The organism is Janthinobacterium sp. SUN100 (assembly GCF_030397705.1).
GTDB classification, from domain to species: Bacteria; Pseudomonadota; Gammaproteobacteria; order Burkholderiales; family Burkholderiaceae_D; genus Janthinobacterium; species Janthinobacterium kumbetense.
The window spans coordinates 373,740-399,847 of record NZ_JAPUBU010000002.1 but is presented as its reverse complement, the minus strand read 5'-3'; the positions used below and the strand labels follow the sequence as shown (position 1 = coordinate 399,847).

Genomic DNA, 26,108 nt, shown 5'->3' with positions numbered 1-26,108 from the left:
CTGGCCAGCCGCGGGTTTGTGCAGGATCAAACCGGCCCCTGTCGGTAGTCTTTACACTTTCACTTCCAGGATGACATATCCAGCGCGTTTTCGGGAGTGAGTGCATGCTTACTGCAACATATATATTGGTTTCCCTGTCGGTGGAACAGGCCAGCATCCGCATGAGCTTGTTGGCTTTTCAGAAATACATGCAGGTGCAATTGCGCCAGCAAAGCAGGCTCAGTTTGGCGCAACTGCAGTACACGGGCGACTGGCTGAACCGGTTGTACCAGGGGAGCTATTGGCGCAAGGTGGAGATGTACCTGATTCCCGCCATCCGCCAGGCCGCGCCCCATGCGGACGGCTTGCTGGACGAGTTGAACGGCTTGAACCACGCGGCGCTGGAAAGCATCAATGTCGTGCAGCAGCGCGCGGGTGCCGCCATCGACCATTCCGAATTACAGGCCGAGCAGCTGTGCGCCGCCATCGACGCCTTTTGCGCGGCCTTGCTGCAGCGCCTGGAAAAGGAAGAGCGCGAACTGTTCGCGCTGGCGCGCAAGGTCATCGTCGGCGAAGCGTGGTTTGCCATCGCCTACCAGTTCCTCGCCCACGATGCGCGCGCGCAGGAAGCGCGCCGTGGCAAGGCGCAAGTGCTGCCCTTTGTTTTGCCAGCGCCTTTGCCGGCGCCCTTGCCTGCAGCCGGCGGCGCTGAAACGCTGGCGGATGGTGCCGCGTCCGCGCCGCCCGCGCCGGCACAGCCGCTGCGTGCGCAGGCTTGAACGGGTAGCGAGCGCACACCCCGCCAGGCGGTGTTTGCCGGAGGCGTTTTCGCGAGGGCGGCTGGCACACCGTCATAGGGCAAAAATCCAGGGAAAAGATTCGGGAAAGATTCGGAAAAGATTCGCTTTATTCATTTGATAACTTGTTCAGTCCTGTCCGATGCAATACCCTGGGCTTTGTTATGATGGTGGTTTTGATCCACGCGAAACCCGTCATGTTCGAATTTCTCTTCAAGCGTTCTGCCAGCAAGACTGCCGTACCCGACCCTGTCGTGGCAGAACAGGCCGCCGCCTCGGCGCAGAGCGCATCGCGCCGCGCCGAACAGGTGGCGCGTGCCCATGCCGTGGCTGGCGACGAGGCTGCCGCCTTTGAATTCATCGTGTCCAGCGAATTTGCCGATGCCCGTCTGATCGCGGCCGAACACGTCCACGCCTTGCCCCTGCTGGAAAAAGTCCACCACGCCATGCGCAACACGGACCGCCGCGTGGCCAAGCTGATGCAGGGCCGCATCGACCTGATCCGTCATCAGGCTGCCGAGACGCAACGCGCCCAGGCCAGCATCGACACGGCCCAGCGCCTGTTGAACGATGAAAAGCTCAGCCCCAACCAGGTAGCCGAACTGGACCGCCAATGGCAAGTCATCAAGGCCACGCCGGAGCTGGCGACCGCCTTTGCCGCCGCGCGCGCCGCGCTGGCCGCCCGCCTGGAAGCGCAAGTGGTGCTGCAGCGCGCCGTGATCGACGCCGTCGCCGCCGCGCGCGCGTTGGCCAGCAATGGCCAGTCCGCCGGCGAGCTGGCGCAGGCGCTGGCCCGCCTGGACGGGGAACATGCGCAGCATGCGCAATCACCCGAGCGCGGTTCCTTGCCGAAACACCTGGAAAGCGATTTCATCCAGGCGCGCGAGCAGGCGCAGTCCGCCCTGCAAGCCCTGCAGCAACACCAGGCCGTGTTCGACGCGCGCCAGGCCGCGCTGGCGGAATGGCTGGCGCAGGACGCCGCCACGCTCGACGTGGATACCTTGAGGCGCGCATGGCAAGCCCTGCCGCGCCTGCCCGAGTCGCCCTTGTCCGACAGCTTGCAGCAGCAATTTGCGGCCGTGCTGGCCAGCGCGCCGGCGCCCGTGCAGGCGGCAACGCCAGAGGCCGCACCAGCCCATGCGGACCCGGCGCCGCGCAAGCCGCGCCAGGAACACGCGCCCGTCTCGAAAGAAGCGACGGAACAGTTCTTCAAGACGCTCGACGCCATGGAAGCGGCCCTGCAGGATGGCTTGCTGCACGTGGCTTCCGAGCATGACAAGACCTTGCGCGATAGCAAGCATGGCCGCTTGACGCCTGCGCAAGCGGACCGCCTGGCCCATGTGCGCGGAGAATTCAAGCGCCTGGCCGACTGGGCGCGCTGGGGCGGCAACGTGTCGCGCGAGGAATTGGTCAAGGCGGGCGAGGAATTGCCGGCGCAGGAACTCCCAATGGCCGAGCTGGCCAAGAAAGTGGGCAGCCTGCGCGAGCGCTGGAAGTCGCTCGATACCTTGTCCGGCCCGGCGCCGAAATCCCTGTGGGAACGTTTCGACGCCGCCTGCAGCCTCGCGTATGCGCCGGCGGCCCAGCATTTCAAGCAATTGGCGGAAGAGCGTCACGGCAACGCGGCCAAGGCCCAGGAACTGATCGCGGAAACGGCAGCCCTGGCGGCCGAAGAAAGTACCGACTGGAAACATGTCGCCTCCGCCTCGCAGCGCCTGCGCCAGGCCTGGACGCGCCTGGGCACCATCGACCGCAAGGAAAAGAAACGCCTGGATACGGAATTTGGCGCCGCGCTGGACGCCCTGTCGAAGCCGCTGGACACGCAGCGCCAGATCGAGACGGCGCGCCGCGAACAATTGATCGTCGAAGTGGGTCTGCTCAAGCCATCGGAGCGCAACACGGTCGACATGCTGAAAGCCTTGCAGGATAAATGGCAGGAACTGGCGAAAGCGCTGCCGCTGGAGCGCCGCGCGGAACAGGCGCTGTGGCAGCGTTTCCGCGCCGCCTGCGACGATATCTTCGCCAAGCGCAAGGAAACGGCCCACGCGGCCGACCACGAGCGCCGCGAACACCTGCATGCGCGCGAAGCGCTGTGCGCCACGCTGGAAACGGCCGTCGTGCCCGAGGGCGACGACAAGTCCCGCACGGCCTTCATCCATCACTTGCTGCGCGACACGCGCGCCGCCTGGAACGCCACGGGCCCCGTGCCGCGCGCCAGCGAAGCGAAGATCGAGCAGCGCTACCACGCGGCCGTCGCCGGCGTGCAGGCGCAAGCGGACGCCATCGCCGAACGGGCCGGCGCGGCCCAGGCCAACGCCTTGCGCGACAAGCTGCGCCTGGTGCAATCGCTGGAAGCGTCGCTGGCCGAGGGCGGCGCCGATGCCGACGCGTCAGCGTGGAGCGAGCGCTGGAGCGCCTTGCCGCCGCTCGACACGCAATATGAACGCAGCCTGCTGCAGCGCTTTGCCGCCGCCCAGGCCGCGCTGGGCGAGGGCGCTTGCGCCTACGTGCAGCAATTGCAGGCCAACGAGGCCCGCTTGCTCGAAGAAGTCTTGCGCCTGGAAATCGTCGCCGGTGTCGACAGCGGCGCCGAATTTGCCCGCGACCGCCTGAAAATGCAGGTGGAAGTGCTGCAATCGTCGCTGAAATCGGGCCAGAAGCCGCTCACGCAAGTGTCGCAGCTGATGCAGCTGTGCGCGATTGCCGCCGCCACCGATGCGCGCACGGCCAGCCGCATCGAAACCCTGCTGCGCCGTATCGGAGGGCATGCCAAATGAGTACCAGCGTCCGCGTCCAGCAAGCTGATTTTGACTTGAGTCAAGAAATCGCACAATTGCGTGCAGGCAACCCCAAGGTGGGTGCCGTCGTCGGCTTCGTCGGCACGGTGCGCGACATGAACGAGGGGCTGGACGTGGCCGCCATGGAGCTCGAGCATTATCCGGGCATGACGGAAAAGTCCATTGTAGCCATCGTCGAGCAGGCGCGCGCGCGCTGGCCCCTGTCGGGCGCGCTGGTGATCCACCGCGTGGGGCCGCTGTTGCCGCAGGAGCAGATCGTGCTGGTGGCCGTCTCGTCCGCCCACCGGGGCGAGGCGTTCGCCGCCTGCGAGTTCATCATCGACTACCTGAAGACGGAAGCGCCGTTCTGGAAGAAGGAAGATACGCCGGAAGGCGCGCGCTGGGTCGATGCGCGCGACAGCGACGAGACGGCGCTGGACAAATGGGTGACAAAAGCAAGCACCATTTGAATCGTATCTGCCGCGCACGCTAGCATTTGCCCAAATGCAGCGGTTTTCTGCTTTGTGTATGCTTGAAAAGTACTGCCTCACCCCAATTTGGTTAACAACTAATTAACCGGGAGCGCTTTTCATGCGACAAGACAAACTCACTACCAAATTACAGGAAGCCCTGGCCGATGCGCAAAGCTTGGCCGTGGGCAACGACAATCCCTATATCGAACCAGTCCACCTGCTGACGGCCCTGTTGAACCAGGACGACGGCGGCGCCCGTTCGCTCTTGCAGCGGGCCGGCGTCAACGTGGGCGGCCTGTCCAAGGCCCTGGGCGCGTCCATCGAACGCTTGCCGAAAGTGTCGGGCACGGGCGGCGACGTGCAGGTCAGCCGCGAATTCGTGGCTCTCTTGAACCTGGCCGACAAGGAATCGCAGAAGGCGGGCGACCAGTTCGTGTCCAGCGAAATGGTCTTGCTGGCCATGACGGACGACAAATCCGACTGCGGCAAGCTGGCGCGCGAAAACGGCCTGACCCGCAAGGCGCTGGAAGCGGCCATCGAGGCTGTGCGCGGCGGCAACAAAGTCGATTCGCAAGAGGCCGAAGGCCAGCGCGAAGCCTTGAAAAAATACACGCTGGACCTGACGGAGCGGGCACGCAAGGGCAAGCTCGACCCTGTCATCGGCCGCGACGATGAAATCCGCCGCACCATCCAGATCCTGCAGCGCCGCAGCAAGAACAACCCCGTGCTGATCGGCGAACCGGGCGTGGGCAAGACGGCCATCGTCGAAGGCTTGGCGCAGCGCATCGTCAACGGCGAAGTGCCGGAATCGCTGAAAGGCAAGCGCGTACTGTCGCTGGACATGGCGGCCTTGCTGGCTGGCGCGAAATTTCGCGGCGAATTCGAGGAGCGCCTGAAATCCGTGCTGAAGGAACTGGCCATGGATGAAGGGCAAACCATCGTCTTCATCGATGAAATGCACACCATGGTGGGCGCGGGCAAGGCCGAAGGCGCGATGGATGCCGGCAATATGCTGAAACCGGCGCTGGCGCGCGGCGAACTGCATTGCGTGGGCGCGACCACCCTCGACGAGTACCGCAAGTACATCGAGAAGGATGCCGCGCTGGAACGCCGCTTCCAGAAAGTGCTCGTCGACGAACCGACCGTGGAAGCGACGATCGCCATCCTGCGCGGCTTGCAGGATAAATATGCGCTGCACCACAAGGTGGAAATCACGGACGCGGCCATCATTGCCGCCGCCGAGCTGTCGCACCGCTATATCACGGACCGTTTCCTGCCCGACAAGGCGATCGACCTGATCGATGAAGCGGCGGCGAAGATCAAGATCGAGATCGATTCCAAGCCGGAAGTGATGGACAAGCTGGAACGCCGTTTGATCCAGCTCAAGATCGAGCGCGAAGCTGTCAAGAAGGAAAAGGACGAAGCGTCGTTGCGCCGCCTGGCCTTGATCGAGGAAGAGATCGTCAAGCTGCAGCGCGAATACAATGACTTCGAGGAAATCCTGAAGGCGGAAAAAGCCGTGGTGCAGGGCAGCACGCACATCAAGGAAGAGATCGAGCAAGTCAAGCTGCAGATGGAGCAAGCCACGCGCGAGAGCAACTGGCAGAAAGTGTCGGAATTGCAGTATGGCAAGTTGCCGCAGCTGGAAGCCCAGCTCAAGCAGGCTGACAGCGGCATCCCGAAACTCGACCCTGACCAGCCGAAACTGCTGCGCACGGAAGTGGGCGCCGAGGAAATCGCCGAAGTGGTGTCGCGCGCGACGGGTATCCCCGTGTCGCGCATGATGCAGGGCGAGCGCGACAAGCTGCTGCATATCGAAGAGAAGCTGCACGAGCGCGTCGTGGGCCAGGATGAAGCGATCACGGCCGTGGCTGACGCCATCCGCCGTTCGCGCGCCGGCCTCTCCGACCCGAACCGTCCATATGGTTCCTTCATGTTCCTGGGACCGACGGGTGTCGGCAAGACCGAGCTGAGCAAGGCGCTGGCGACTTTCCTGTTCGATACGGAAGAATCGATGATCCGCATCGATATGAGCGAGTTCATGGAGAAGCATTCCGTGGCCCGTCTGATCGGCGCGCCGCCGGGCTACGTGGGCTACGACGAGGGCGGCTACCTGACGGAAGCCGTGCGCCGCAAGCCGTACAGCGTGATCCTGCTCGACGAAGTGGAAAAGGCGCATGCCGACGTCTTCAACGTGCTGCTGCAAGTGCTCGACGATGGACGCATGACGGATGGCCAGGGCCGCACGGTGGACTTCAAGAATACCGTCATCATCATGACCTCGAACCTGGGTTCGCATAAAATCCAGGCCATGGAAAGCGATGATCCCGGTGTCGTGAAGCTGGCAGTGATGGCCGAGGTACGTTCGCACTTCCGTCCCGAGTTCGTCAACCGTATCGACGAAATCGTCGTGTTCCACGGCCTCGACGAGAAAAACATCGGCGCGATCGCGAAGATCCAGCTGAAGATCCTCGAAGAACGCCTGGCGCGCATGGACATGGCGCTGAGCTTGACGGACGCGGCCTTGCAGCAAATCGCCGAGGCGGGCTACGACCCGGTGTATGGCGCCCGTCCGCTGAAGCGGGCGATCCAGCAGCAGATCGAAAATCCGCTGTCGAAGCTGATTCTGGAAGGCAAGTTCGGCCCGAAAGACGAAATCCGCATCGACGCCCAGAACGGCAACCTCGTATTTACGGGGGCGCAAGTGGGGCTGGACAAGGTGTAATGTTGCTTGGGGTCTGACCCCGGCAGTGAAAGCAGGGCGGTATCAGGCTAGACCTGATGCCGCCCTTCTTGTTATGATCGGCACTATTTTCTGACTAATTCCGGAGGCGGTACGATGGCAAACACATGGCAAGCAGGGCGGCGCATTGGAGTGGGACTGACCTTGGCGGCGGCCGTACTGGCCTTGCCTGGCCAAGCTCAGGCTCAGGAAGAAAAGGTTCTGAACATCTATAACTGGTCGGACTATATCGGCGACGATACGATCAAGAATTTTGAGAAGGAAACGGGCATCAAGGTACGCTACGACGTTTTCGACAATAACGAAATCCTCAATGCGAAACTGGTGGCGGGCAAGTCCGGCTACGACATCGTCGTGCCGACGGCCCAGTGGGCGCGCCTGCAGATCGATGCGGGCCTGTTGCGCAAGCTCGACAAGAGCAAGCTGACGAATCTGGGCAACCTGGACCAGAACCTGCAGGCCAAGCTGTCTAAGATCGACCCGAACAACGATTACCTGGTCGACTGGCTGTGGGGCTACACGACGGTGGGCATCAACGTCAACAAGGTCAAGGCCGCGCTGGGCGGCATGCCCATGCCTGATAACGCCTGGGACTTGATCTTCGACCCGAAATACGCGGCGAAGCTGAAATCGTGCGGCGTGTCCTTCCTCGACTCGCCGTCGGAAGTGCTGCCGGCCGCCCTGCAATACCTGGGCAAGCCCGCGTACTCGAAAGCGGCCGCCGATTACCAGGAAGCGGGCAAGGTGCTGCAGGCGATCCGTCCCTACGTGACCCTGTTCAGCTCATCCGGCTACATCAATGACATGGCCAACGGTTCCGTCTGCGTCGCGCTGGGCTGGTCGGGCGACATCAATATCGCACGCCAGCGCGCCATCGATGCGAAAAACGGCAATGTGATCCAGGTGCTGGTGCCGAAGACGGCCGCCCTGATGTTCGATACCATGGCCATCCCCGCCGACGCGCCCCATCCGAGCAACGCGCACCTGTTCATCAACTACATCCTGCGCCCGCAAGTGCATGCCAGCCTGAGCAACAAGGTGTTCTACGCGAATCCGAATCCGGCCAGCATCAAATATGTGCGCAAGGACATCGGTGAAAACAAGGCCATCTTCCTGTCGGACGCCGACAAGCAGCGCATGGCCGCACCGGAAGCGACCACGGCCGACATCCGCCGCTTGATGACGCGTATCTATACGAAGTTCAAGACGGGAGTGTAAAGTACTAGCTCCCTACAAAACTGTAGCGAGCGGAAGGGAGTTGTGATCGAGAAGCGGAACTGTGCTGTGCACGGGGCCGCCGAGGCAGTGAGCATCGCAGATTGCAAATCGCGACGCGCAGTAAGTTTTGTGGGGAGATACAAGGATGGCGCGAGGGACGGGCCTGTAGGCTGTCGCTGGCGCCATGCGATATTGCCGAGGCGAACACTACTCGTGGTAGCGATCCATCAGCTTGTGGTGACTGCCGCGCATTTCTTCGATCAGTTCAAAGGCGACGAAGCCGATGATGGCGGCGAAGATGGCGATGAAGAGAAAAACGACGAAGGTTAACATGGTCTTTCAGCCGCCGTTGGACGGCTGTCCGCTGGGTTGCTCAATGTGCCAGAGCAGCGCTCCAACACGTAGTTGATGCAATTAAACTCTAGCAGATCGGCAGCGCTTTACAAGGCCGCCGAGTTGTAATTCTTGCTAGTATTTGTCCCAGCGCACTTTTTGCGCATTTTCTCTATTTCACCACCCTTATTTCACCACCAAGTCATGCGCCATCACGGCCTTCAGATACACACTGATGGGGGCGCCTGGTGCGCGCTGCGAGAACCCGTCCATCCTTGCGCTGGCCTTGCGCATTTCCCTGCTCGAGCACCTTTATTTCACCACCAGGTCATGCGCCATCACGGCCTTCAGATATACACTGATGGGGGCGCCTGGTTCGCGCTGCGAGAACCACCACGCGCTGGCCTTGCGCAGTTCCCATTCCTGCTCTTCTCCCGTCAATAGCAGGGCGGCGGCCTGGCCCAGGGTGGGCTGGTGGCCGACGATGAGCACGGTTTCCTTGCCGCCGGGCCAGTTGGCCGCCTTCAGGATATCTTCCGCCTCGGCGCCGGGCGCCAGTTCCGGCATCAGCTTGAACTTGCGCCCCAGCGCTTCCGCCGTTTGCAGGGTACGCAAGGCGGGGCTGACGAGGATGCGGCAATTTTCCGGTAGTTGCGAGGCCAGCCATTCCCCCATGCGGCGCGCCTGTTTCTGGCCTTTCACGGTCAGGGCGCGTTCGAGGTCGGGGACGCCCGGCTCGGCTTCTGCGTGTCGCCACAAGATGAGATCCATGCTGTGCTCCTCTGTGTAGAATTGCCTATTCGCCGACCTCCGCGCCCGGCGTGCCCAGTGAGTGCATCAAATACTGCTGGGCACTGAACGGCGTTTGCTTGCCGCGCGGCTTGCGGCGCGCGTAATGGCCCGTCGGCTCCAGTTCCCATGCATTGGTATTATCCTTCAAATACGGATTCAGGCCCTCGGCGATCACGCGCCGCTTCAGCGCCCGGTCCAGCACGGGGAAGGCCACTTCCACCCTGCGGAACAGGTTGCGGCTCATCCAGTCGGCGCTGGCCAGGTAGACATCGTGCGCCAGGTCGTTGCGGAAATAGTAAATGCGGCTGTGTTCGAGGAAACGGCCGATCACGGAGCGCACCTTGATGTTTTCCGACAGGCCAGGCACGCCCGGCTTCAGGGTGCAGGCGCCGCGCACGATCAGGTCGATCTTCACGCCATCGGTCGAGGCCGCATACAGGGCGCGGATCACGGATTCATCCACCAGCGCGTTGACTTTCACGATGATGCGCCCGCGCCGGCCCGAACGGGCGATCTTCGCCTCGTTGCGGATGGCCTTGATGATCTCGCTTTGCAGGCCGAACGGGGCCAGCCACAAATGGTTCAGGTTGTGCGGCTTGGTCAGGCTGGTCAGGTGGATGAAGACTTCATTGACTTCCACGGCCAGGTCCTGGTTGGCCGTCAGCAAGCCGAAGTCCGTGTACAGCTTGGTTGTCGTGGGATGGTAGTTGCCGGTACCCAAGTGGGCGTAGAAGCGCAAGGAGCCTTCTTCGCGGCGTATGACGAGCGCCACCTTGGCATGGGTTTTCAGGCCCACGACGCCGTACACGACTTGCGCGCCGGCTTGCTCGAGCTTGTCGGCCCAGTTGATATTGGCTTCTTCGTCGAAACGCGCCATCAATTCCACGATGACGGTCACTTCCTTGCCCATCTTCGCCGCCGTAATGAGCGACTCCATCAGGTCCGAGTTCATGCCCGTGCGGTAAATCGTTTGCTTGATGGCGACGACGGACGGGTCGTAGGCGGCGCTGCGGATGAAGTCGATCACCGTCTGGAACGACTGGTAGGGGTGGTGCAGCAGGATGTCGTGCTTGGTCAGGGCGGCAAAGATGTCGTTGCCGATGGCTTTGTGCGCGAGGCCGGGGAAGAACGGCGGGAAGCGCAGCTCGGGCTGCTTGACGTGGTCGATCATTTCCGACAGGCGCACGAGATTCACGGGGCCGTTGACGCGGTACAGGCGGCTTTGATCCAGATTAAACTGGTCGAGCAGGAACTGCGACAATTCTGGCGGGCAATTGCGCGCCACTTCCAGGCGCACGGAGGTGCCGAACTGGCGACCGACCAGCTCGCCTTTCAGGGCCTGGCGCAAATTCTTGACTTCATCTTCGTCCACCCACAGGTCGCTGTCGCGCGTGACCCGGAATTGCGAATAGGCAATCACTTCGCGTCCGGCGAACAAGTCCGAGATATGCGCATGGATGACGGAGGACAATAAACAGAAGGACACGCCGTCGCCTGAAATCTCGTCCGGCAGCTTGATGACGCGTGGCAAGACGCGGGGCGCCTTGACGATGGCGATCGCCGTGCCGCGGCCGAACGCATCCTTGCCGCTCAGCGAGACGATGAAATTGAGACTCTTGTTGACGACCTGCGGGAACGGGTGGGCCGGGTCGAGGCCGATCGGCGTCAGCAGGGGGCGCACTTCGCGGTCGAAATATTCCTTCACCCACGCGCGCTGCGCCTCGTTGCGGTCGCTGTCGCGCAGCAAATGCACGCCCGCTTCGCGCAGGGCCGGCAAGACGTCGTTATTTAATATCTCGTACTGGCGTTCCACCAGCGCATGGCATTCCTTGCCGATGCGCTCCAGGTTGGCCGCCAGGGCAGGGTGGCCGGCCAGCGAACCGCCGATGCTGCCGGCCGCCAGCAGGCTGGCCACGCGCACCTCGAAGAACTCATCCATATTACTGCTGACGATGCACAGGTAGCGCAGGCGCTCGAGCAGCGGAATGTTCGGGTCTTCCGCCTGGGCCATCACGCGCCGGTTGAAAGTCAGTTGCGACAGCTCGCGGTCAAGCAGGATGCCCGATTTGGTCACTTCCGTGTGCAGTTCAGGTTTCATATTCTTTTGTCTTTGCAGATAGTTAATTCTAGCCGTATTTCATCATGTATGACGCGCTGTGAGTGTAATCATGAAATATGACGTAAGCGTGACATAAGCTGTCATAAAGCGTCGCCCGGCCTGTCATTTTTCATGCCGAAAAGGGGTATTCTCGGGGCGTAGCCAATTATTTCAGGATTTTTTACCCATGTCATAAAGCTGTCATATTCGCTTGCTAGACTGCGCAGCATTCAACCGGGACTTTGAGCCCTAACAACCCTGAGGACTTGATATGCAAATGAAGCAAATGTTCAAATTTATCGTCGTGGGTGCTTCGGCAGCGATGGCATTTTCTTCCGCTTCCGTCATGGCGGCAGATATGACAGGTGCTGGCGCAACCTTCCCGTACCCTATCTACGCCAAATGGGCTGAGACGTACAAAGCCAACACGGGCAACGGCCTGAACTACCAGTCCGTCGGTTCCGGCGCCGGCATCAAGCAAATCAAGGCCAAGACTGTTGAATTCGGCGCCTCGGACATGCCTTTGAAGGCAGAAGAGCTGGAAGAAGCGGGCCTGATGCAGTTCCCGGCCATCATGGGCGGCGTGGTCACCATCGTCAACCTGGACGGCGTAACCCCAGGCCAGCTGAAAATGACGGGTAAAGTCGTTGGCGACATCTACCTGGGCAAGATCACCAAGTGGAGCGCGCCGGAAATCGCCGCACTGAACACGGGCGTCAAGCTGCCGGACACGGAAATTACCGTGGTACACCGCGCCGACGGTTCGGGCACGTCTTTCCTGTTCACCGACTTCCTGTCGAAAACCAACCCGGAATTCAAATCGAGAATCGGTGCTGGCTCGGCTGTGAAATGGGCCGTGGGCGTGGGCGGCAAGGGTAACGAAGGCGTCGCCGCCAACGTGCAGCGTATCAAGGGTTCGATCGGCTACGTCGAGTGGGCTTACGCCAAGAAAAACAAGATGTCGCACACCCAGCTGCAAAACAAGGATGGCAACTACCTGCAACCTGACGACGAAAACTTCAAGGCAGCAGCCGCTTCGGCACCTTGGACGCAAACCCCAGGCTTCGGCGTGGTTCTGACCGACCAAGCTGGCAAGAACAGCTGGCCGATCACCGGCGTGTCGTTCATCCTGATGCACAAAGTCCAGGCTGATGCGGCCAAGGCCAAGGAAGTCCTGAAATTCTTCGACTGGGCCTACAAAAACGGCGGCCCAGCTGCCGTCGAACTGGACTACGTGCCAATGCCAGCATCGGTCGTGAAACTGGTGCAAGAGTCGTGGAAAGCCAACCTGAAAGACGCATCGGGCAAGTCGATCTACTAATCCGATAGTCTGCATGCCTGACTAAGTACCCATCCTTGCCCCCGCCAGCAGCACGGCGGCGGGGCAGGGAGTTAGCCAGGACCGCCCGCAAGCCCTTGCAGACGGTCCTGGCTAAAAGAGTAACTAAAAGAATAAAAGCAACGACGCCTGACAAAACCGTAGCGAGCGGAAGGGAGTTGCGGTCGAGAAGCGCAACTGTACGAAGGTACAGTGAGCATCGCAGGCCGTAAATTCCGACGCGCAGTAGGTTTTGATAGGCGTATTAAAACAGCAATACCGGCAGTACCACCCACATCTGGCACAATATGAGCGCACAATCTACCTCCTCCACGATCCCCATGCCAGGCGGCACCATGACCGATTCCATCAGTCACGCGCAAATGCTTTCCACCATGCGCAAGCAGCGCATCCAGGATTTTCTGTTCCACAAGGTGACGATGCTGTTCGCCCTGTCGGTGCTGATCGTCCTGGTCGGCATCATCATTTCGCTGATCATGGAATCGATACCGGCCTTCCAGACCTTCGGCCTGCATTTCATCGTGTCCGCGGAATGGGATCCCGTCAATGACCAGTACGGCGCCCTGATTCCCATCATCGGCACCCTGGTGACGTCCGTCATCGCCTTGCTGATCGCCTTTCCCGTCAGCTTCGGCATCGCCCTGTTCCTCACGGAAATTTGCCCGGCCTGGCTGCGCCGCCCGCTGGGCACGGCTGTCGAGCTGCTGGCCGGCGTGCCATCGATCATCTACGGCATCTGGGGCCTGTTCGTCTTCGCGCCCCTGTTCGCCGACCACGTCCAGCCGCTGCTGAAAGCCACCCTGGGCAATGTCCCCGTCATCGGCCAGCTGTTCAGCGGCCCCATGATGGGCATCGGCTTGCTGACGGCCGGCCTGGTGCTGGCCATCATGATCATCCCCTTCATCGCTTCCGTGATGCGCGACGTGTTCGAGATCGTGCCTGCTGTGCTGAAGGAATCCGCATACGGCCTGGGCTGCACGCGCTGGGAAGTGGTGCGCAAGATTGTCTTGCCATACACCAAGACCGGCGTCGTCGGCGGCGTCATGCTGGGCCTGGGCCGCGCGCTGGGCGAGACCATGGCCGTCACCTTCGTCATCGGCAACGCGAACAAGCTGTCGTGGTCGCTGTTTGCCGCCGGTAACAGCATCACCTCGCTGCTGGCGAACGAATTCGGCGAAGCGCAATCGGCGCTGCACGTGTCCTCGCTGTTCTCGCTGGCACTGATCCTGTTTGTCATCACCTTTATCGTCTTATCCGCCGCCAAGCTGATGCTGGCTGGCATGTCCCGCAAGGAAGGCACGAAATGAGCCAAGTAAGCACTCTCGACGTTCCGGCCAAGCCGGCCATGAACCCCGTCTACCGCAAGCGCCTGCTGATGCACCGCGTCGGCATCGCCCTGTCGGTGGCCGCCATGGCCCTGGGCTTGGCCGTGCTCGTGTGGATCCTGTTCACCCTGGTGATCAAGGGTTTCGGCGCCTTGTCCGTCGACCTGTTCACGCAAACGACGCCGGCCCCCGGCAGCGAAGGCGGCGGTCTGATCAATGCCATCGTCGGCAGCGCCCTGATGGTGGGCCTGGCAACCGTCGTCAGCACCCCGATCGGCATCCTGGCCGGCATCTACCTGGCCGAATACGGCGAAGAAAACAAGCTGGCGCAAGTGACGCGCTTCGTCACTGACATCATGCTGTCGGCGCCATCGATCGTCATCGGCCTGTTCGTGTATGCGCTGTACGTGGCGCACGTGAAACACTTCTCCGGCTACGCGGGCGCCATCGCCCTGTCGCTGATCGCCGTGCCGGTGGTGGTGCGCACGACGGACAATATGCTGCGCCTGGTACCGAACAGCCTGCTGGAAGCCGCATTTGCCCTGGGCGCGCCGCGCTGGAAGGTCGCCACCCTGGTGCGCTTGCGCGCCGTCAAGGCGGGCGTCATCACCGGCGTACTGCTGGCATTGGCCCGCATCGCCGGCGAAACGGCACCGCTGCTGTTCACGGCCCTGAATAACCAGTTCCAAAGCTTCAACATGAATGCGCCGATGGCCAACTTGCCGTCCGTCATCGCATCGTTTGCGATGAGCCCGTACGACAACTGGCGCTCGCTGGCCTGGGGCGGCGCACTGCTGATCACCTTCAGCGTGCTGGCCCTGAATATCCTGTCGCGCACCGTGTTCAGCCAAAAAGTCCCTAATTAAACAGATACCGAGCGAAGCGAACCCATATGAATACGCAAATGAATCCAGCACAAGACCTGGCACCAAAGAAAAAAACCATCGAAATTTCGGGCCTGAACTTTTTTTACGGCAAAACGCAAAGCTTGCATAACGTCAACCTGGACATCCACGAAAAGAAGGTTACCGCTTTCATCGGCCCGTCCGGTTGCGGTAAATCAACCCTGCTGCGCACCCTGAACCGCATGTACGACCTGTACCCGGGCCAGCGCGCGGAAGGCTCGATCCTGTACCGCGGCCGCAACGTGCTCGACGCCGACCAGGACGTCAACATGCTGCGCGCCAAGGTCGGCATGGTGTTCCAGAAGCCGACGCCGTTCCCCATGTCCGTGTACGACAACATCGCCTTCGGCGTGCGCCTGTATGAAGACTTGTCGAAGGGCGAGATGGACGAGCGCGTCGAGTGGGCCCTGAAAAAGGCCGCGCTGTGGGGCGAAGTCAAGGATAAGCTGAGCAAGAGCGGCCTGTCGCTGTCGGGCGGCCAGCAGCAGCGTTTGTGCATCGCGCGCGGCGTGGCCGTCAAGCCGGACGTCTTGCTGCTCGACGAACCGACCTCGGCGCTGGACCCGATCTCGACCTCGAAAGTGGAAGAGCTGATCAGCGAATTGAAACAGGATTACACGATCGCCATCGTGACGCACAATATGCAGCAGGCGGCGCGCTGCTCCGACTACACGGCCTATATGTATCTGGGCGAGCTGGTGGAATTCGGCGAAACGGACCAGATCTTCATGAATCCGGCCCGCAAGGAAACGCAGGATTACATCACGGGCCGCTTCGGCTGATCCGCCCCGCGCATACACAACAACTGAATACGGAGAGACAGCATGATAGGCGAACATTCATCCAAGCAATACGACAACGAACTCGAAGCGATCCGCTCGAAAGTGCTCCTGATGGGCGGCATCGTTGAAACCCAGTTCCTCGACGCGATGACGTGCTTTCGCATCGGCAATCCGGAACGCGCCGACCGCGTGATGCGCGAAGACGACGTCGTCAACCAGCTGGAAGTGTCGCTGGACGACGCCTGCAGCCATCTGATCGTGCGCCGCCAGCCGGCCGCCAACGACTTGCGCACCATCATGGCCACCATCAAGGTGATTACCGACCTCGAGCGCGTAGGCGACGAGGCGACGAAAATCGCCCGCGTGGCGAAGAATCTGCACAAGCGTGGCAACGGCGTCGTCAACCATTACGAAATGGTGCGCGGCATTGCCAATACGGCCACCGACATGCTGCACGATGCGCTGGACGCATTCGCGCGCAACGATGGCAAGCAGGCCTTACAATTAATTGCACAAGATGCCATCATCGACCATGAGTTTCGGTCTATCATGCGCAACTTGATAACCTTTATGATGGAAGACCCGCGCACGATTTCGGCGGCGCTCGATACCCTGTGGGTGGCCAAAGCCATCGAACGGATCGGCGACCATGCGAAAAACATCGCCGAATACGTGATTTACGTGGTTGAAGGCAAGGACATCCGCCACACCAAGGTGGCTGCTCCCGCCATTTCCGAGGAGCTCCCTGAGTAAGCTTTATGGCATCTGATAAAACCACGGTATTGATTGTTGAAGATGAGCCGGCCATCGTTGAACTGGTGACCTATTCGCTGCGCGAATCCGGCTGGAATTGCTGTTCTGTACAAAACGTCGCCGATGCCTGGGAATTCATCCAGCATCGCACGCCGCACCTGATCCTGCTGGACTGGATGCTGCCGGACCAGACGGGCTTGCGCCTGCTGTCGCGCATCCGCGCCGACCGCAATTTCGCCGCCATCCCCGTCATCATGCTCACCGCCAAGAGCATGGAAGAAGACAAGCTGGCCGGCTTGAACAGCGGGGCCGACGATTACGTCACCAAGCCGTTCTCGCCGCGCGAGCTGCTGGCGCGCGCCAAGGCCTTGCTGCGACGCAAGAGTCCGGAACACGCGCAGGCGCCCATGCGTGCCGGCAACGTGGCCCTGGACCCCGTCAGCTGCACGGTGATGATGGATGAACAGAAGATCGATATCGGCCACGCCGAATACAAGCTGCTGAAATTCCTGCTGGCCCATCCGGAACGCGTGTTTTCGCGCAGCCAGCTGCTCGACAAGGTGTGGGGCGACCATGTGGTGATCGAGGAACGCACGGTCGATGTCCACGTATTGCGCTTGCGCAAAGCCTTGAAAGAGGCGGAAAGCCTGATCAAGACGGTGCGCAGCGTCGGCTACATGTTGTCTGAAAAGTAAAGTTTGACTCTATGAATCCGAAATTGCTGTTCTGGGTACCGGCCGCCCTGCGCATGGTGCTGGCGCTGCTGGGCGTGGCCGTCGTCTGGTATCTGTTTGGCGCCACGTATGCGCTGGGCATCGCCTTCGTGCTGATGGCCATGATGGTGTTCGTGCAGCTGTCGTATCTGTTCCAGCTGAGTAACTGGCTGGACAATCCGCAAAGCGCCAAGCTGCCCGACGGCTGGGGCGCCTGGACCAGCATTTTCGCGCGCCTGTACCGCATGCGCCGCGACGACGAGAAAAACCAGGCCGAGCTGACGGAATGGCTGGCGCGTTTCCGCCAGGCCATGCACCTGCTGCCCGACGGCGTCGTCATCATGGATGACGTGCTGTTCCTCGAATGGTGCAATCCTGCCGCCGAGAAACACCTGGGCCTCACGCACGAGCGCGACAAGGGCATGCGCGTGACGAACCTGATCCGCAGCCCCGAGTTTATGGATTACATCATCCTGGGCCGCTACGACCAGCCGCTGACGATCACCTTCCGCAACCGCAAGCTGATCGTGCAGATCATTCCATTTGAAAACCGCCGCCAGATTCTCGTCACGCACGATGTGACGGAGACGGAACGCATCGAAATGATGCGCCGCGACTTCATCGCCAACGCCTCGCACGAGCTGCGCACGCCGCTGACGGTTATTGTGGGCTTCCTGGAAATCGCTTCCGCCGAACTGGACCTGGACGCCGCCACGCGCGCCGCCCACCTCAAGCTGATGACGGAGCAGGGCCACCGCATGCAGCATCTGATCGAGGACATGCTGACCCTGTCGCGCCTGGAATCGGTCGACTATCCGCTGCGCCCCGAGCCCGTGGACGTCAAAAAGCTCATGCAGCAAGTCTTGCGCGACGCCAAGGGTTTGTCTGCCGGCAAGCACGAAGTGACCATGGAGTGCAACGGTCCCGATGTGCTGGGCAGCTACGACGAGCTGTATAGCGCGTTCGGCAACCTGGCGTCGAACGCCGTGCGCTACACGCCGGCCGGCGGCACCATCACGCTGCGTTGGCAGGATGGCCCGGCCGGTCCGCAATTCATCGCGCAAGATACGGGCATCGGCATCAGCCAGGAACATATTTCGCGCCTGACGGAACGTTTTTACCGCGTCGACAAGAGCCGTTCGCGCGAAACCCAGGGCACGGGCCTGGGCCTGGCCATCGTCAAGCACGTGCTGCTGCGCCACGGCGGGACCCTGGCCATCCAGTCCGTGGCCGACAAGGGCAGCAGTTTTATTGTCAGCATGCCAAAATCGGTCGTCACGCCGCTGCAGGGCGAGCTGCTGGTCAAGTAGGCCGGGGGCATGGCCCCCCATGTTTCCTGCGCGACTAGTGCAAGGTTGGCATAAGTCGTTACAATCAGGCCATGACTTTAATCAACGCCTCTTTTCGCCACGCCGGCGCGCAGCAACTGGCCCAGTCGCTGCAGGCCGCGCGCCAGGATACGCTTTCCCTGTTCGACTGTTATGTTACTGCCGGCCTGGACGTGGTGGCCGGCATGCCGCGCCATTCGCGGCTTACGCCGCCCCTCTGGCAACTTGCGCAGATCGCCTGGTTTGCCGAGTGGTTCATCCTGCGCGAAGCCGCTACCAGCCACCCGGCCGACGCCATTTATAACTCCCTGCTGACGCGTGGCGACGACTTGTTCGACGCCAACATGGTGGAGCACCGCGCGCGCTGGAAGCTGGAACTGCCCAGTCCGGGCGCCGTGAAGACGTATTGCCGCGAAGTACTCGACCGGGTGCTGGACAAACTCTCGCGCGAAGCCAATGTCGACAGCGCCCTGGCGCCGTACCGGCTGGCCCTGGCGCATGAAGACTTGTGTGGCGAAGAAATGCTGGCCGGTTTGCAATGGCTGGGCCTGGAAGCACCGGAGTCCCTGTCGGCCAGCCCGGCCTTGCCGCCGGGCGCGGGCGAGATCGCGTTTCCTGGGGGCACCATCGAACTGGGCTCGCCGCGCGGGGCCGGTTTTGCCTTCGACAATGAATCGCCGCCCTACAGTTGCTACGTGGCGCCGTTTTCCATCGATGCCTGCGCCGTATCCAACGCTCAGTATGCCGATTTTGTCGCGGACGGCGGCTACCAGAACCGCCAGTTCTGGAGCGCTGCCGGCAGCGCCTGGCTGATGCAGCAGGAGCGCTCGTCGCCCCTGTACTGGCTGCGCGAAGCGACACAGTGGCGCACCATGCGTTTCGGCCAGCGCACGACCTTGCCGCCGAACGAAGCCGTGCGCCACATCAACCTGTTTGAAGCGCAGGCGTACTGCGCCTGGGCGGGGCGCCGCCTGGCGACCGAGGCGGAATGGGAGTATGCTGCGCTGTCCGGCCATCCGCGCTTTCACTGGGGCCAGGTGTGGGAGTGGACGGCGACGCCGTTCGAGCCGTATCCGGGCTTTGCGGTGGACGCCTGGCGCGAATATTCCGCGCCGTATTTCATGCAGCACCAGGTGCTGCGCGGCGCCGCCTTCGCCACGCCGCCGCGCCTGCATTCGGCCCGCATGCGCGCCTTCCACGCGCCCGAGCGGGGCGACGTCTTTGCCGGCTTGCGCACCTGCGCCTGGTAAGTCCCGGGACAGCCAGCCGCTACCCTTTTCAGGAATTCTTTTGAGTACAGATAACGCCCCGCAGTTCATTCCCAAACGCATCACGCCCACGCTGGAACAGGTCGCCATCCAGACGGCGCAAAAGAAAGTGGTGCTGATCGACGCCAATGCCGGCGCGGCCAAGACGACGACCCTGGCCCTGCGCCTGGCCGAGGCGCTGCACCGGGGCCGCGCGCCCGAACGCATGCTGGCCCTCGTATTCACCGAGGCGGCACGCGTGGCCCTGCGCCAGCGCCTGCTGGAAGTGGGCGTGCCGCTGGGCGTCGTCAAGCGCCTGACCATCGACACTTTCGACGCCTTTGCCGCCAAGGTGCTGTTGCAGCTGGAAAACATGCAGGTGGCAGCCATGCGCAGCGATGAAGAGTTGCGCCCGGTTGCCTGGGAAGCACTGGAAGTCGTGTCGGAAAAGTATGCTCATCGTTACCCGCTGGAAATCAATACGACCAACGGGGCGATTGCCGAGTTTTTGAAACTGCAATTGCGCACCAAGGCGCGCCTGGATTTCCAGAATCCCGACTTCGAGAGCAATTCCCTGGATGACAATCTGGAGCTGCTGGGCATGTCGCGCACGCATTATCTGTGGCTGCGCGAATACGAAGGCTTGCGCGGCGCCGACACGGGCGATATCCAGTTCCGCGCGCCATTTGACGCCACCTACGACCTCGTGCGCATGCTCGACGGCGACGAGCCGCTGCGCCAGCAATTGCCCGCCTTCCAGATCATCGTCGCCGATGAATTGCACGATTTGAACGAAGCGTCGTTCCGGCTGCTGACCATGCTGATACGCCGCGGCAACGCGTTTTTCTGCGGCGCGGGCGACAAGGATCAAGTGATCTACACATGGTCGGGCGCCGACCACCGCTTCCTGCGCCAGCGCTTTGAGCAAGAGTTTCCCGCTTTGCAGCGCCTGCCGCTGACGGCCTCCTACCGCTACGGCCCGCAGCTGGCGCACGCCGTGGGTGTGCTGAAAAACAAGGCCAGCGTCTCGGCCCTGTCGCGCGCCACCCACATCGAGCTGCTCGAGTACGACCATGCGCAGCCGCAAGCGTGCAGCGCCCAGCTGATCGCCGCGCTCGAGCACGCGCATGCAGGCACGACGGCCATCTTGCTGCGCGACCGCGATCAGGCGATCCGCGTGGAAACGGCGCTGTTCCAGAGCGGCATCGCGTATGGCCTGGTGGACATGAACAGCTATCTGCTGAGCCTGGAGGTGCTGATGCTGCGCGGCATGGTCGCCATCGCCGGCAAGGATTTGCACGTGATCAAGAGTGGCCCGCGCCGCGGCGAAATCCTCGAAGCCCTCGTGGCCTTCGCGGAAATCCCGTTTACGCGCACGGAATTGCAGCAAGCCAAGGCCGACGTGGCCAACTATCCCGACTTGTTGGAAGGTTTCCTGACGAACCAGTTGGCCAAGTCGCAGAACCAGGACAAGGCGGCGCTGACCCTGGCCGCCGTCGACTACCTGCGCGCGCTGCCTCCCGACGCCCTGGCGGGCGACGCCTTGCAGCACATCTTTGACTTGATGCAGCTGGAACAGACGGCGCGCCGCATCTATGTCGACCCGGCGCAGGCGCGGGTCGTCGCCCGTTCCCTGCACGGTTTCATTGCCGTGTGCCGCGAAGCGGGCGTGGCGCTGGGCGGCTTTGCCGGCTGGCTGGGCGAGATGGAAGATGCCGTGACGGTTTCGACCGGCAAGGCCAAACTCGTCATCGCCTGCATCGACCAGATCAAGGGCCTCGAATACAACCACGTGATTTTGCCTTACCTGGCCGTCGACGAGTTCCCGCGCAGCAAGACCGACCCGCTGGAAGAGGAAAACCGTTTCTATGTGGCCGCCACCCGCGCGCGCGACAGGCTCACCTTGCTGACGCCGCAAGACCCTGCTTACCAGAGCCGCTACATCGCCGCCTTGCAGCTCAAACAGAAGATTGTTGCGCCGAAGTCATAGATCTTTTGCCGTTCGGCTTCTTTTTGCGAAAGACGAAAGCGGGCATACTGGACTGGTGTGATTCACAGCAATCTAACCAGACAGGGAGCAGGATATGAAAGTATTTTTGACAGGCGCAGCAGGTTTCATCGGCAGTTCCATCGCGGCGGGTCTCGTGCGCGCCGGCCATCAGGTCACGGGCCTCGTGCGCAAACCGGAGCAGGTGGCCGAACTGGCCAAGATCGGCGTGTTGGGCGTGCAGGGCGAGTTGAACGACCGCGCATTGCTCATCGAGCAGGCGAGGGCGGCGGACGCCGTCATCAACGCGGCCAGCAGCGACCACCGGGGCGCCGTCGAAGCGATCCTCGACGCGCTGGCTGGCAGCAACAAGCCTTTCCTCCACACCAGCGGTTCGTCCATCGTGGGCGACGCTTCGGGCGGCGAGGGCACCGAGCAGATCTATTATGAAGACAAGTTGCCGGCGCCCACGGCCGACAAGGCGGCCCGCGTCGCCATCGACGACCTGGTGCTGGCCAGCGCAGGCAAGGGCGTGCGCGCCAGCGTGCTGTGCAATACCCTGATCTACGGCCATGGCGCCTTGCCGCGCGACAGCGTGCAGCTGCCCCGTCTGCTCAAGCAGGCGCGTAAGAGCGGCATCGTGCGTCACGTGGGACCGGGCCGCAATATCTGGTCGAACGTGCATATCGACGACGTCGTCAGCCTGTATTTGCTGGCCCTGGAAAAGTCGCCTGCCGGCACGTTTTACTTTGTCGAATCGGGCGAAGCGGCCTTCCGCGACATGACGGCCGCCATTGCCACGGCACTGGACCTGGGGCCTGCGCAGGATTGGCCGCTGCCCGAGGCGATAGCCGAATGGGGTTACGAGATGGCTTCCTACGGCCTCGGCTCCAATAGCCGCGTGCGCGGCGAGCGGGCGCGCAAGCTGCTGGGCTGGCAGCCGCAGGGACCGTCCGTGCTGGCATGGATCAAGAATGACATGCTGCACCCGCCGCATGCCAGCGCCGTTTGATGCAGCTCAGCAAAACCTCATCAGTGTGCGCTAGCGAACGGTGCTTTGTGGCGATCGGGAGTATGATGGCTTTGCTTGATTGAGACGCACTGCCGTGAAGTTGGCGGCATGTTCGATCTTCCAGCAGGTCAGCCGGTCGCCTCAAGGATCGGCACCAGATTCTTGCTGCCGGCGCGCTTGCGCCATGCGGCTGTGCACTGCAACTCCAGGTCGCGGTGTGGACTGCGAACCCCTTCAAGGCCGGCTCTAGCCGGTCTTTTTTTTGCCCGTTGTTTCCATCGCTGCGCCATTCACCGCTGTCTTTCCGCCATTCGCCGAAGCGGTGTTTTCCCATCCCCGAATTGCGCGTATCTTTACGATCAACCAACTTCAAGGGGTGACCGTGAAACCTGAACCAGCTTATTGCCGCCGTACCCAGCTGCTGTGGGGCGTGCTGCTGATCGCCACCGGCGCCATCATCCTGCTGGACCGGCTCGATATGATCTATCTCCATGATTACTATGCACTATGGCATTATTGGCCGGTGATACTGGTTGTTTTCGGCTTGAACAAGCTGCTCACGCCAGTGTCCGCCAAGCAGGTATTGAGCGGCCTGTGGCTGATCTTCTTCGCCGCCTGGTGGTATGTATCGTATGAAGAACTGTGGAACTTGAGTTTTTATAACAGCTGGCCCGCCTTGCTGATCGCCTGGGGCGTGGGCCTCGTGCTGGAGCCGCTGTTGAACAAACATTTTATTGCCTACCGGGAGTCCGAGCATGAAAAATAAACCGCCGCTGCACTCGCCATCGCAGATCGTGCTGGGCGTCATCGTCATCGGCCTGGGACTGCTGTTCTTGCTCGATAACCTCGGTTTCATCGATGTGCGCTACACCTTCCGCTTCTGGCCCACGGCGCTGATCGTGTTTGGCCTGCTGAAACTGTCGCAAAGCCGCAGCGCGAACGGTTATTTATTGGGCGGCATGCTGGTGCTGCTGGGCGTGGCCTGGACCCTCAAGCACATGGGCATCTTCTACATGAACTGGGACTTGCTGTGGCCGCTGCTGATCATCGGCCTGGGCGTGGCCGTGGTGTCGAAGTCCCTGCCCGGCGCGCAGCAGCGCCAGCGCCGCCGGCGCTTTGCCGCGCAACAAGATGGAAGCGCTGCGCCCGACTCGTTCGGCCAGGCCAGGAATGGCGCCGTGTCGCTGGACAAGGATGCCGCCGATGCCACTGCGGCGCCCGGCGCCGGCGGGCAGGCGGACGATGACAGCATCATCGAAGTGACGGCCATCCTCGGCGGCTATGTGCGGCGCGTGTCGTCGCAGCGCTTCAAGGGCGGCGATATCAATGTCATCATGGCCGGCTGCGAAATCGACTTGCGCCAGGCGTCGATCGAAGGCGAAGCCGTGCTCAACGTATTTGCCCTGTGCGGCGGCGTCACCATCAAGATTCCGCCCGACTGGAGCGTCGTGCTGCAGGGCACGCCCATCCTCGGCGGCTTTGAAGAAAAGACCATCGTGCCGCCGAATCAGGCCAAGCGCCTGTATGTGACGGGCTACGCCATCATGGGCGGCCTGGAAATCCGCAACTAGGCGCGCATGTCGGGGGCCTTGTCGAAGCGGCGCGGCGCCGTGGTGGTGTTTTTGGTCTGCATCGCGCTGGGCCTGGCCCTGGCCTTTATTCTGGCCTGGGTGGCGCACGCGCCCTGGCTCAATGCCGTCGTGCTGGTGGTGCCCGCCACGCTCGTGTATGCGATCGGCTCGGGGTTTTCCGCGTTTTACCTGTGCCGCGCCTACCCCTTGCACGCCCGCCATCCGCTCGCCATCGCCGGCGTGGTGGGCGTGGCGGCCCTGTTCGCGGGCTTGCTGTGGGCCACCCTGCTGCAATTTCTGAGTAGCGTCAGCCTGTTGCTGGAGCTGCGCTGGCTGGGCGTGAACCTGACGCAATCGCTGCTGGCCCTGTTCTTCGGCCTGGGCGTGCTGCTGTATTGCCTCGCTGCCGCAGTGCATTATCTGTTGCTGGAATTCGTGCGCGCCAGGATGGCCGAGCAGCGGGGGCTGGAAGCGCAGCTGACGGCGCAGGAAGCGCAATTGCGCATGCTGCGCACGCAAATCGATCCGCATTTCCTGTTCAACAGCTTGAACTCCATCAGCGCCTTGACGTCTATCGATGTGGCGGGCGCGCGCCAGATGACGGTGCAACTGGCCAGTTTCTTTCGCCAGAGCCTGAGCCTGGAAGCGCACAAGCACATCACCGTGGAGCAGGAACTGGTGTTGATCCGCCATTTTCTTGCCATCGAGCACGTGCGTTTTGGCGAACGCCTGCACGTGGCGGAAAGCATCGACACTGCCGCGCTGGCGTGTTTGCTGCCGCCCATGCTGATACAGCCGCTGGTGGAAAATGCCGTCAAGCATGGTATCTGCGGCTTGACGGAGGGCGGCCTGATCGCCATCGAGGCCCGGCGCGCAGGCAGCCTGCTGCAGATCGCCGTGCGCAATCCCGTTGATGCAGATCAAGGGCCTGCCCGCGGCAATGGTGTGGGCCTGGAAAATGTGCGCCAGCGCCTGGCTGGCGCGTATGGCCACGAAGCCAGCGTGCACTGGGGCCGGCGCGACGGCCAGTTCGAAGTGATGATTTCCATGCCGGCGCAGACCGGCGACACGGAGGAAGCATGATGCAGGCAAGAATGCGGGTCGCCATCGTTGACGATGAGTTGCTGGCGCGCAGCGTGTTGCGCGAATACCTGGCGCGCCACGACGATATCGACATCGTGGCCGAGTGCGCCAACGGCTTCGAGGCCGTCAAGGCCATCGCGGAGCTGGAACCGGAACTGGTGTTTCTCGACATCCAGATGCCGCGCCTGGACGGTTTTGAAGTGGCGGAACTGATCGGCACAAAGACGCGCTTGATCTTTGTCACGGCCTATGACCAGTACGCCTTGAAGGCCTTCGAATGCCATGCCCTGGATTACCTGCTGAAACCGTTCAGCGAACAGCGCTTCGACCAGGCGCTTGCCCATGCGCGCGCCAGCCGCAGCACGCCCGAGACGGTGCTGACGGTGGCGCGCGAAGCGGCCACGCGCGCAGCGCCACTGGACCGCGTGCTGATACGCGACGGCGCCAAGGTCCACGTCATCGCCAGCGCGCGCATCGATTACATTGAGGCGCAAGATGACTACATCAGCATCCGCTCCGAGGGCAAGTCCTACCTGAAAAGCCAGACCTTGGCGGAGCTGGAAACACAGCTCGACCCCGCCAAGTTCCTGCGCGTGCACCGGTCATACCTGCTCAATATCGACGGCATCCGCCGCATCGAGGCAGCCACGAAAGACAGCCACGTGGCCATCCTGCGCGATGACACGAGGATACCAGTGAGCAAGGCGGGGTATCAGAAGCTGAGGTTACTGGTTGGCTAAGTAATCCTCAGGAAATTATTGTGAAATTATGACGAACAGAACCGGATGCTATGCAAGGCGCCCGGTGCGACGCAGTGCGAGCACTGCTAGCAGCGGGCAACGCCGCAGAGCGC

The 26,108-nt window shown here is 62.0% G+C and carries 22 protein-coding genes; 19 read left to right on the top strand and 3 right to left on the bottom strand.

The window, feature by feature from the left end; all coding sequences use genetic code 11:
* Positions 1–104 precede the first annotated feature (104 nt).
* The 5 genes from O0881_RS14025 (at position 105) to O0881_RS14005 (ending at position 7,987) form a co-directional block, all read left to right on the top strand.
* On the top strand, positions 105–758 hold the full coding sequence (locus O0881_RS14025) for a hypothetical protein (RefSeq protein ID WP_289911808.1): 654 nt from the start codon (positions 105–107) through the stop codon (positions 756–758).
* Between the two features lie 215 nt (positions 759–973).
* A complete protein-coding gene (locus O0881_RS14020) occupies positions 974–3,553 on the top strand; it encodes a DUF349 domain-containing protein (RefSeq protein WP_289911807.1) in 2,580 nt (859 codons plus the stop codon).
* Positions 3,550–4,023: a molybdopterin synthase catalytic subunit MoaE gene (gene moaE, locus O0881_RS14015; RefSeq protein WP_289911806.1), complete on the top strand. Its 474-nt coding sequence runs from the start codon at positions 3,550–3,552 to the stop codon at positions 4,021–4,023. Before O0881_RS14020 ends, moaE begins: the two co-directional genes overlap by 4 nt.
* 121 nt (positions 4,024–4,144) lie before the next feature.
* Positions 4,145–6,751 carry an ATP-dependent chaperone ClpB gene (gene clpB / locus O0881_RS14010; RefSeq protein ID WP_251351801.1) on the top strand — a complete coding sequence of 869 codons (2,607 nt, stop codon included), beginning with the start codon at positions 4,145–4,147 and terminating at the stop codon, positions 6,749–6,751.
* A gap of 114 nt (positions 6,752–6,865) precedes the next feature.
* Positions 6,866–7,987: a polyamine ABC transporter substrate-binding protein gene (locus O0881_RS14005; protein WP_289911805.1), complete on the top strand. Its 1,122-nt coding sequence runs from the start codon at positions 6,866–6,868 to the stop codon at positions 7,985–7,987.
* Positions 7,988–8,194: 207 nt separating this feature from the next.
* On the opposite strand, the gene O0881_RS14000 is transcribed toward O0881_RS14005, so the two are convergent.
* The 3 genes from O0881_RS14000 to ppk1 form a co-directional block, all read right to left on the bottom strand.
* A complete protein-coding gene (locus tag O0881_RS14000; RefSeq protein ID WP_257218666.1) occupies positions 8,195–8,320 on the bottom strand; it encodes a hypothetical protein in 126 nt (41 codons plus the stop codon).
* A gap of 312 nt (positions 8,321–8,632) precedes the next feature.
* Complete coding sequence (sixA, locus tag O0881_RS13995) at positions 8,633–9,091, bottom strand: phosphohistidine phosphatase SixA (RefSeq protein WP_289911804.1); 459 nt, start codon at positions 9,089–9,091, stop codon at positions 8,633–8,635.
* Positions 9,092–9,116: 25 nt separating this feature from the next.
* Positions 9,117–11,210 (bottom strand): polyphosphate kinase 1, encoded by a 2,094-nt coding sequence (gene ppk1, locus O0881_RS13990; protein WP_099664711.1) that lies wholly within the window; start codon positions 11,208–11,210, stop codon positions 9,117–9,119.
* Positions 11,211–11,481: 271 nt separating this feature from the next.
* Between ppk1 and pstS the strand changes: the two genes are divergently transcribed.
* The 14 genes from pstS to O0881_RS13920 all read left to right on the top strand — a co-directional run bounded on the left by pstS (position 11,482) and on the right by O0881_RS13920 (position 25,995).
* Positions 11,482–12,531 (top strand): phosphate ABC transporter substrate-binding protein PstS, encoded by a 1,050-nt coding sequence (gene pstS / locus O0881_RS13985; protein ID WP_289911802.1) that lies wholly within the window; start codon positions 11,482–11,484, stop codon positions 12,529–12,531.
* A gap of 353 nt (positions 12,532–12,884) precedes the next feature.
* Positions 12,885–13,856, top strand: coding sequence for a phosphate ABC transporter permease subunit PstC (gene pstC, locus O0881_RS13980; RefSeq protein WP_099664709.1), 972 nt, complete (start codon positions 12,885–12,887; stop codon positions 13,854–13,856).
* Complete coding sequence (gene pstA, locus O0881_RS13975; protein WP_077402151.1) at positions 13,853–14,740, top strand: phosphate ABC transporter permease PstA; 888 nt, start codon at positions 13,853–13,855, stop codon at positions 14,738–14,740. Before pstC ends, pstA begins: the two co-directional genes overlap by 4 nt.
* 26 nt (positions 14,741–14,766) lie before the next feature.
* On the top strand, positions 14,767–15,561 hold the full coding sequence (pstB, locus tag O0881_RS13970) for a phosphate ABC transporter ATP-binding protein PstB (RefSeq protein WP_029496304.1): 795 nt from the start codon (positions 14,767–14,769) through the stop codon (positions 15,559–15,561).
* Between the two features lie 42 nt (positions 15,562–15,603).
* Positions 15,604–16,314, top strand: coding sequence for a phosphate signaling complex protein PhoU (phoU, locus tag O0881_RS13965; protein ID WP_034778131.1), 711 nt, complete (start codon positions 15,604–15,606; stop codon positions 16,312–16,314).
* Between the two features lie 5 nt (positions 16,315–16,319).
* Positions 16,320–17,009 (top strand): response regulator, encoded by a 690-nt coding sequence (locus O0881_RS13960; RefSeq protein WP_034755074.1) that lies wholly within the window; start codon positions 16,320–16,322, stop codon positions 17,007–17,009.
* 11 nt (positions 17,010–17,020) lie between these two features.
* Entirely contained in the window at positions 17,021–18,337 is a 1,317-nt protein-coding gene (gene phoR, locus O0881_RS13955; protein WP_289899113.1) for a phosphate regulon sensor histidine kinase PhoR, read from the top strand.
* Positions 18,338–18,408: 71 nt separating this feature from the next.
* Positions 18,409–19,605, top strand: coding sequence for a selenoneine synthase SenA (gene senA, locus O0881_RS13950; protein WP_289911801.1), 1,197 nt, complete (start codon positions 18,409–18,411; stop codon positions 19,603–19,605).
* A 40-nt stretch (positions 19,606–19,645) separates the two neighbouring features.
* Complete coding sequence (locus tag O0881_RS13945) at positions 19,646–21,592, top strand: ATP-dependent helicase (protein ID WP_289911800.1); 1,947 nt, start codon at positions 19,646–19,648, stop codon at positions 21,590–21,592.
* A 94-nt stretch (positions 21,593–21,686) separates the two neighbouring features.
* Positions 21,687–22,601, top strand: a complete 915-nt coding sequence (locus O0881_RS13940) for an NAD-dependent epimerase/dehydratase family protein (RefSeq protein ID WP_289911798.1) — start codon at positions 21,687–21,689, stop codon at positions 22,599–22,601.
* Between the two features lie 382 nt (positions 22,602–22,983).
* On the top strand, positions 22,984–23,367 hold the full coding sequence (locus O0881_RS13935; RefSeq protein WP_289911795.1) for a DUF5668 domain-containing protein: 384 nt from the start codon (positions 22,984–22,986) through the stop codon (positions 23,365–23,367).
* Positions 23,357–24,172, top strand: a complete 816-nt coding sequence (locus O0881_RS13930; RefSeq protein ID WP_099664706.1) for a DUF5668 domain-containing protein — start codon at positions 23,357–23,359, stop codon at positions 24,170–24,172. The genes O0881_RS13935 and O0881_RS13930 overlap by 11 nt, the downstream gene beginning before the upstream one ends.
* A 6-nt stretch (positions 24,173–24,178) precedes the next feature.
* Complete coding sequence (locus O0881_RS13925) at positions 24,179–25,255, top strand: histidine kinase (RefSeq protein ID WP_289911794.1); 1,077 nt, start codon at positions 24,179–24,181, stop codon at positions 25,253–25,255.
* A gap of 11 nt (positions 25,256–25,266) precedes the next feature.
* Positions 25,267–25,995, top strand: coding sequence for a response regulator (locus tag O0881_RS13920; protein ID WP_289912231.1), 729 nt, complete (start codon positions 25,267–25,269; stop codon positions 25,993–25,995).
* The last annotated feature ends 113 nt before the right edge of the window (positions 25,996–26,108 follow it).

Bases quoted from the DNA above. Each gene is read 5' to 3' on its own strand.
- O0881_RS14025 (WP_289911808.1), top strand. From the start codon at position 105: ATGCTTACTGCAACATATATATTGGTTTCCCTGTCGGTGGAACAGGCC.
- O0881_RS14020 (WP_289911807.1), top strand. From the start codon at position 974: ATGTTCGAATTTCTCTTCAAGCGTTCTGCCAGCAAGACTGCCGTACCC.
- moaE (WP_289911806.1), top strand. From the start codon at position 3,550: ATGAGTACCAGCGTCCGCGTCCAGCAAGCTGATTTTGACTTGAGTCAA.
- clpB (WP_251351801.1), top strand. From the start codon at position 4,145: ATGCGACAAGACAAACTCACTACCAAATTACAGGAAGCCCTGGCCGAT.
- O0881_RS14005 (WP_289911805.1), top strand. From the start codon at position 6,866: ATGGCAAACACATGGCAAGCAGGGCGGCGCATTGGAGTGGGACTGACC.
- O0881_RS14000 (WP_257218666.1), bottom strand. From the start codon at position 8,320: ATGTTAACCTTCGTCGTTTTTCTCTTCATCGCCATCTTCGCCGCCATC.
- sixA (WP_289911804.1), bottom strand. From the start codon at position 9,091: ATGGATCTCATCTTGTGGCGACACGCAGAAGCCGAGCCGGGCGTCCCC.
- ppk1 (WP_099664711.1), bottom strand. From the start codon at position 11,210: ATGAAACCTGAACTGCACACGGAAGTGACCAAATCGGGCATCCTGCTT.
- pstS (WP_289911802.1), top strand. From the start codon at position 11,482: ATGCAAATGAAGCAAATGTTCAAATTTATCGTCGTGGGTGCTTCGGCA.
- pstC (WP_099664709.1), top strand. From the start codon at position 12,885: ATGACCGATTCCATCAGTCACGCGCAAATGCTTTCCACCATGCGCAAG.
- pstA (WP_077402151.1), top strand. From the start codon at position 13,853: ATGAGCCAAGTAAGCACTCTCGACGTTCCGGCCAAGCCGGCCATGAAC.
- pstB (WP_029496304.1), top strand. From the start codon at position 14,767: ATGAATACGCAAATGAATCCAGCACAAGACCTGGCACCAAAGAAAAAA.
- phoU (WP_034778131.1), top strand. From the start codon at position 15,604: ATGATAGGCGAACATTCATCCAAGCAATACGACAACGAACTCGAAGCG.
- O0881_RS13960 (WP_034755074.1), top strand. From the start codon at position 16,320: ATGGCATCTGATAAAACCACGGTATTGATTGTTGAAGATGAGCCGGCC.
- phoR (WP_289899113.1), top strand. From the start codon at position 17,021: ATGAATCCGAAATTGCTGTTCTGGGTACCGGCCGCCCTGCGCATGGTG.
- senA (WP_289911801.1), top strand. From the start codon at position 18,409: ATGACTTTAATCAACGCCTCTTTTCGCCACGCCGGCGCGCAGCAACTG.
- O0881_RS13940 (WP_289911798.1), top strand. From the start codon at position 21,687: ATGAAAGTATTTTTGACAGGCGCAGCAGGTTTCATCGGCAGTTCCATC.
- O0881_RS13930 (WP_099664706.1), top strand. From the start codon at position 23,357: ATGAAAAATAAACCGCCGCTGCACTCGCCATCGCAGATCGTGCTGGGC.
- O0881_RS13925 (WP_289911794.1), top strand. From the start codon at position 24,179: ATGTCGGGGGCCTTGTCGAAGCGGCGCGGCGCCGTGGTGGTGTTTTTG.
- O0881_RS13920 (WP_289912231.1), top strand. From the start codon at position 25,267: ATGCGGGTCGCCATCGTTGACGATGAGTTGCTGGCGCGCAGCGTGTTG.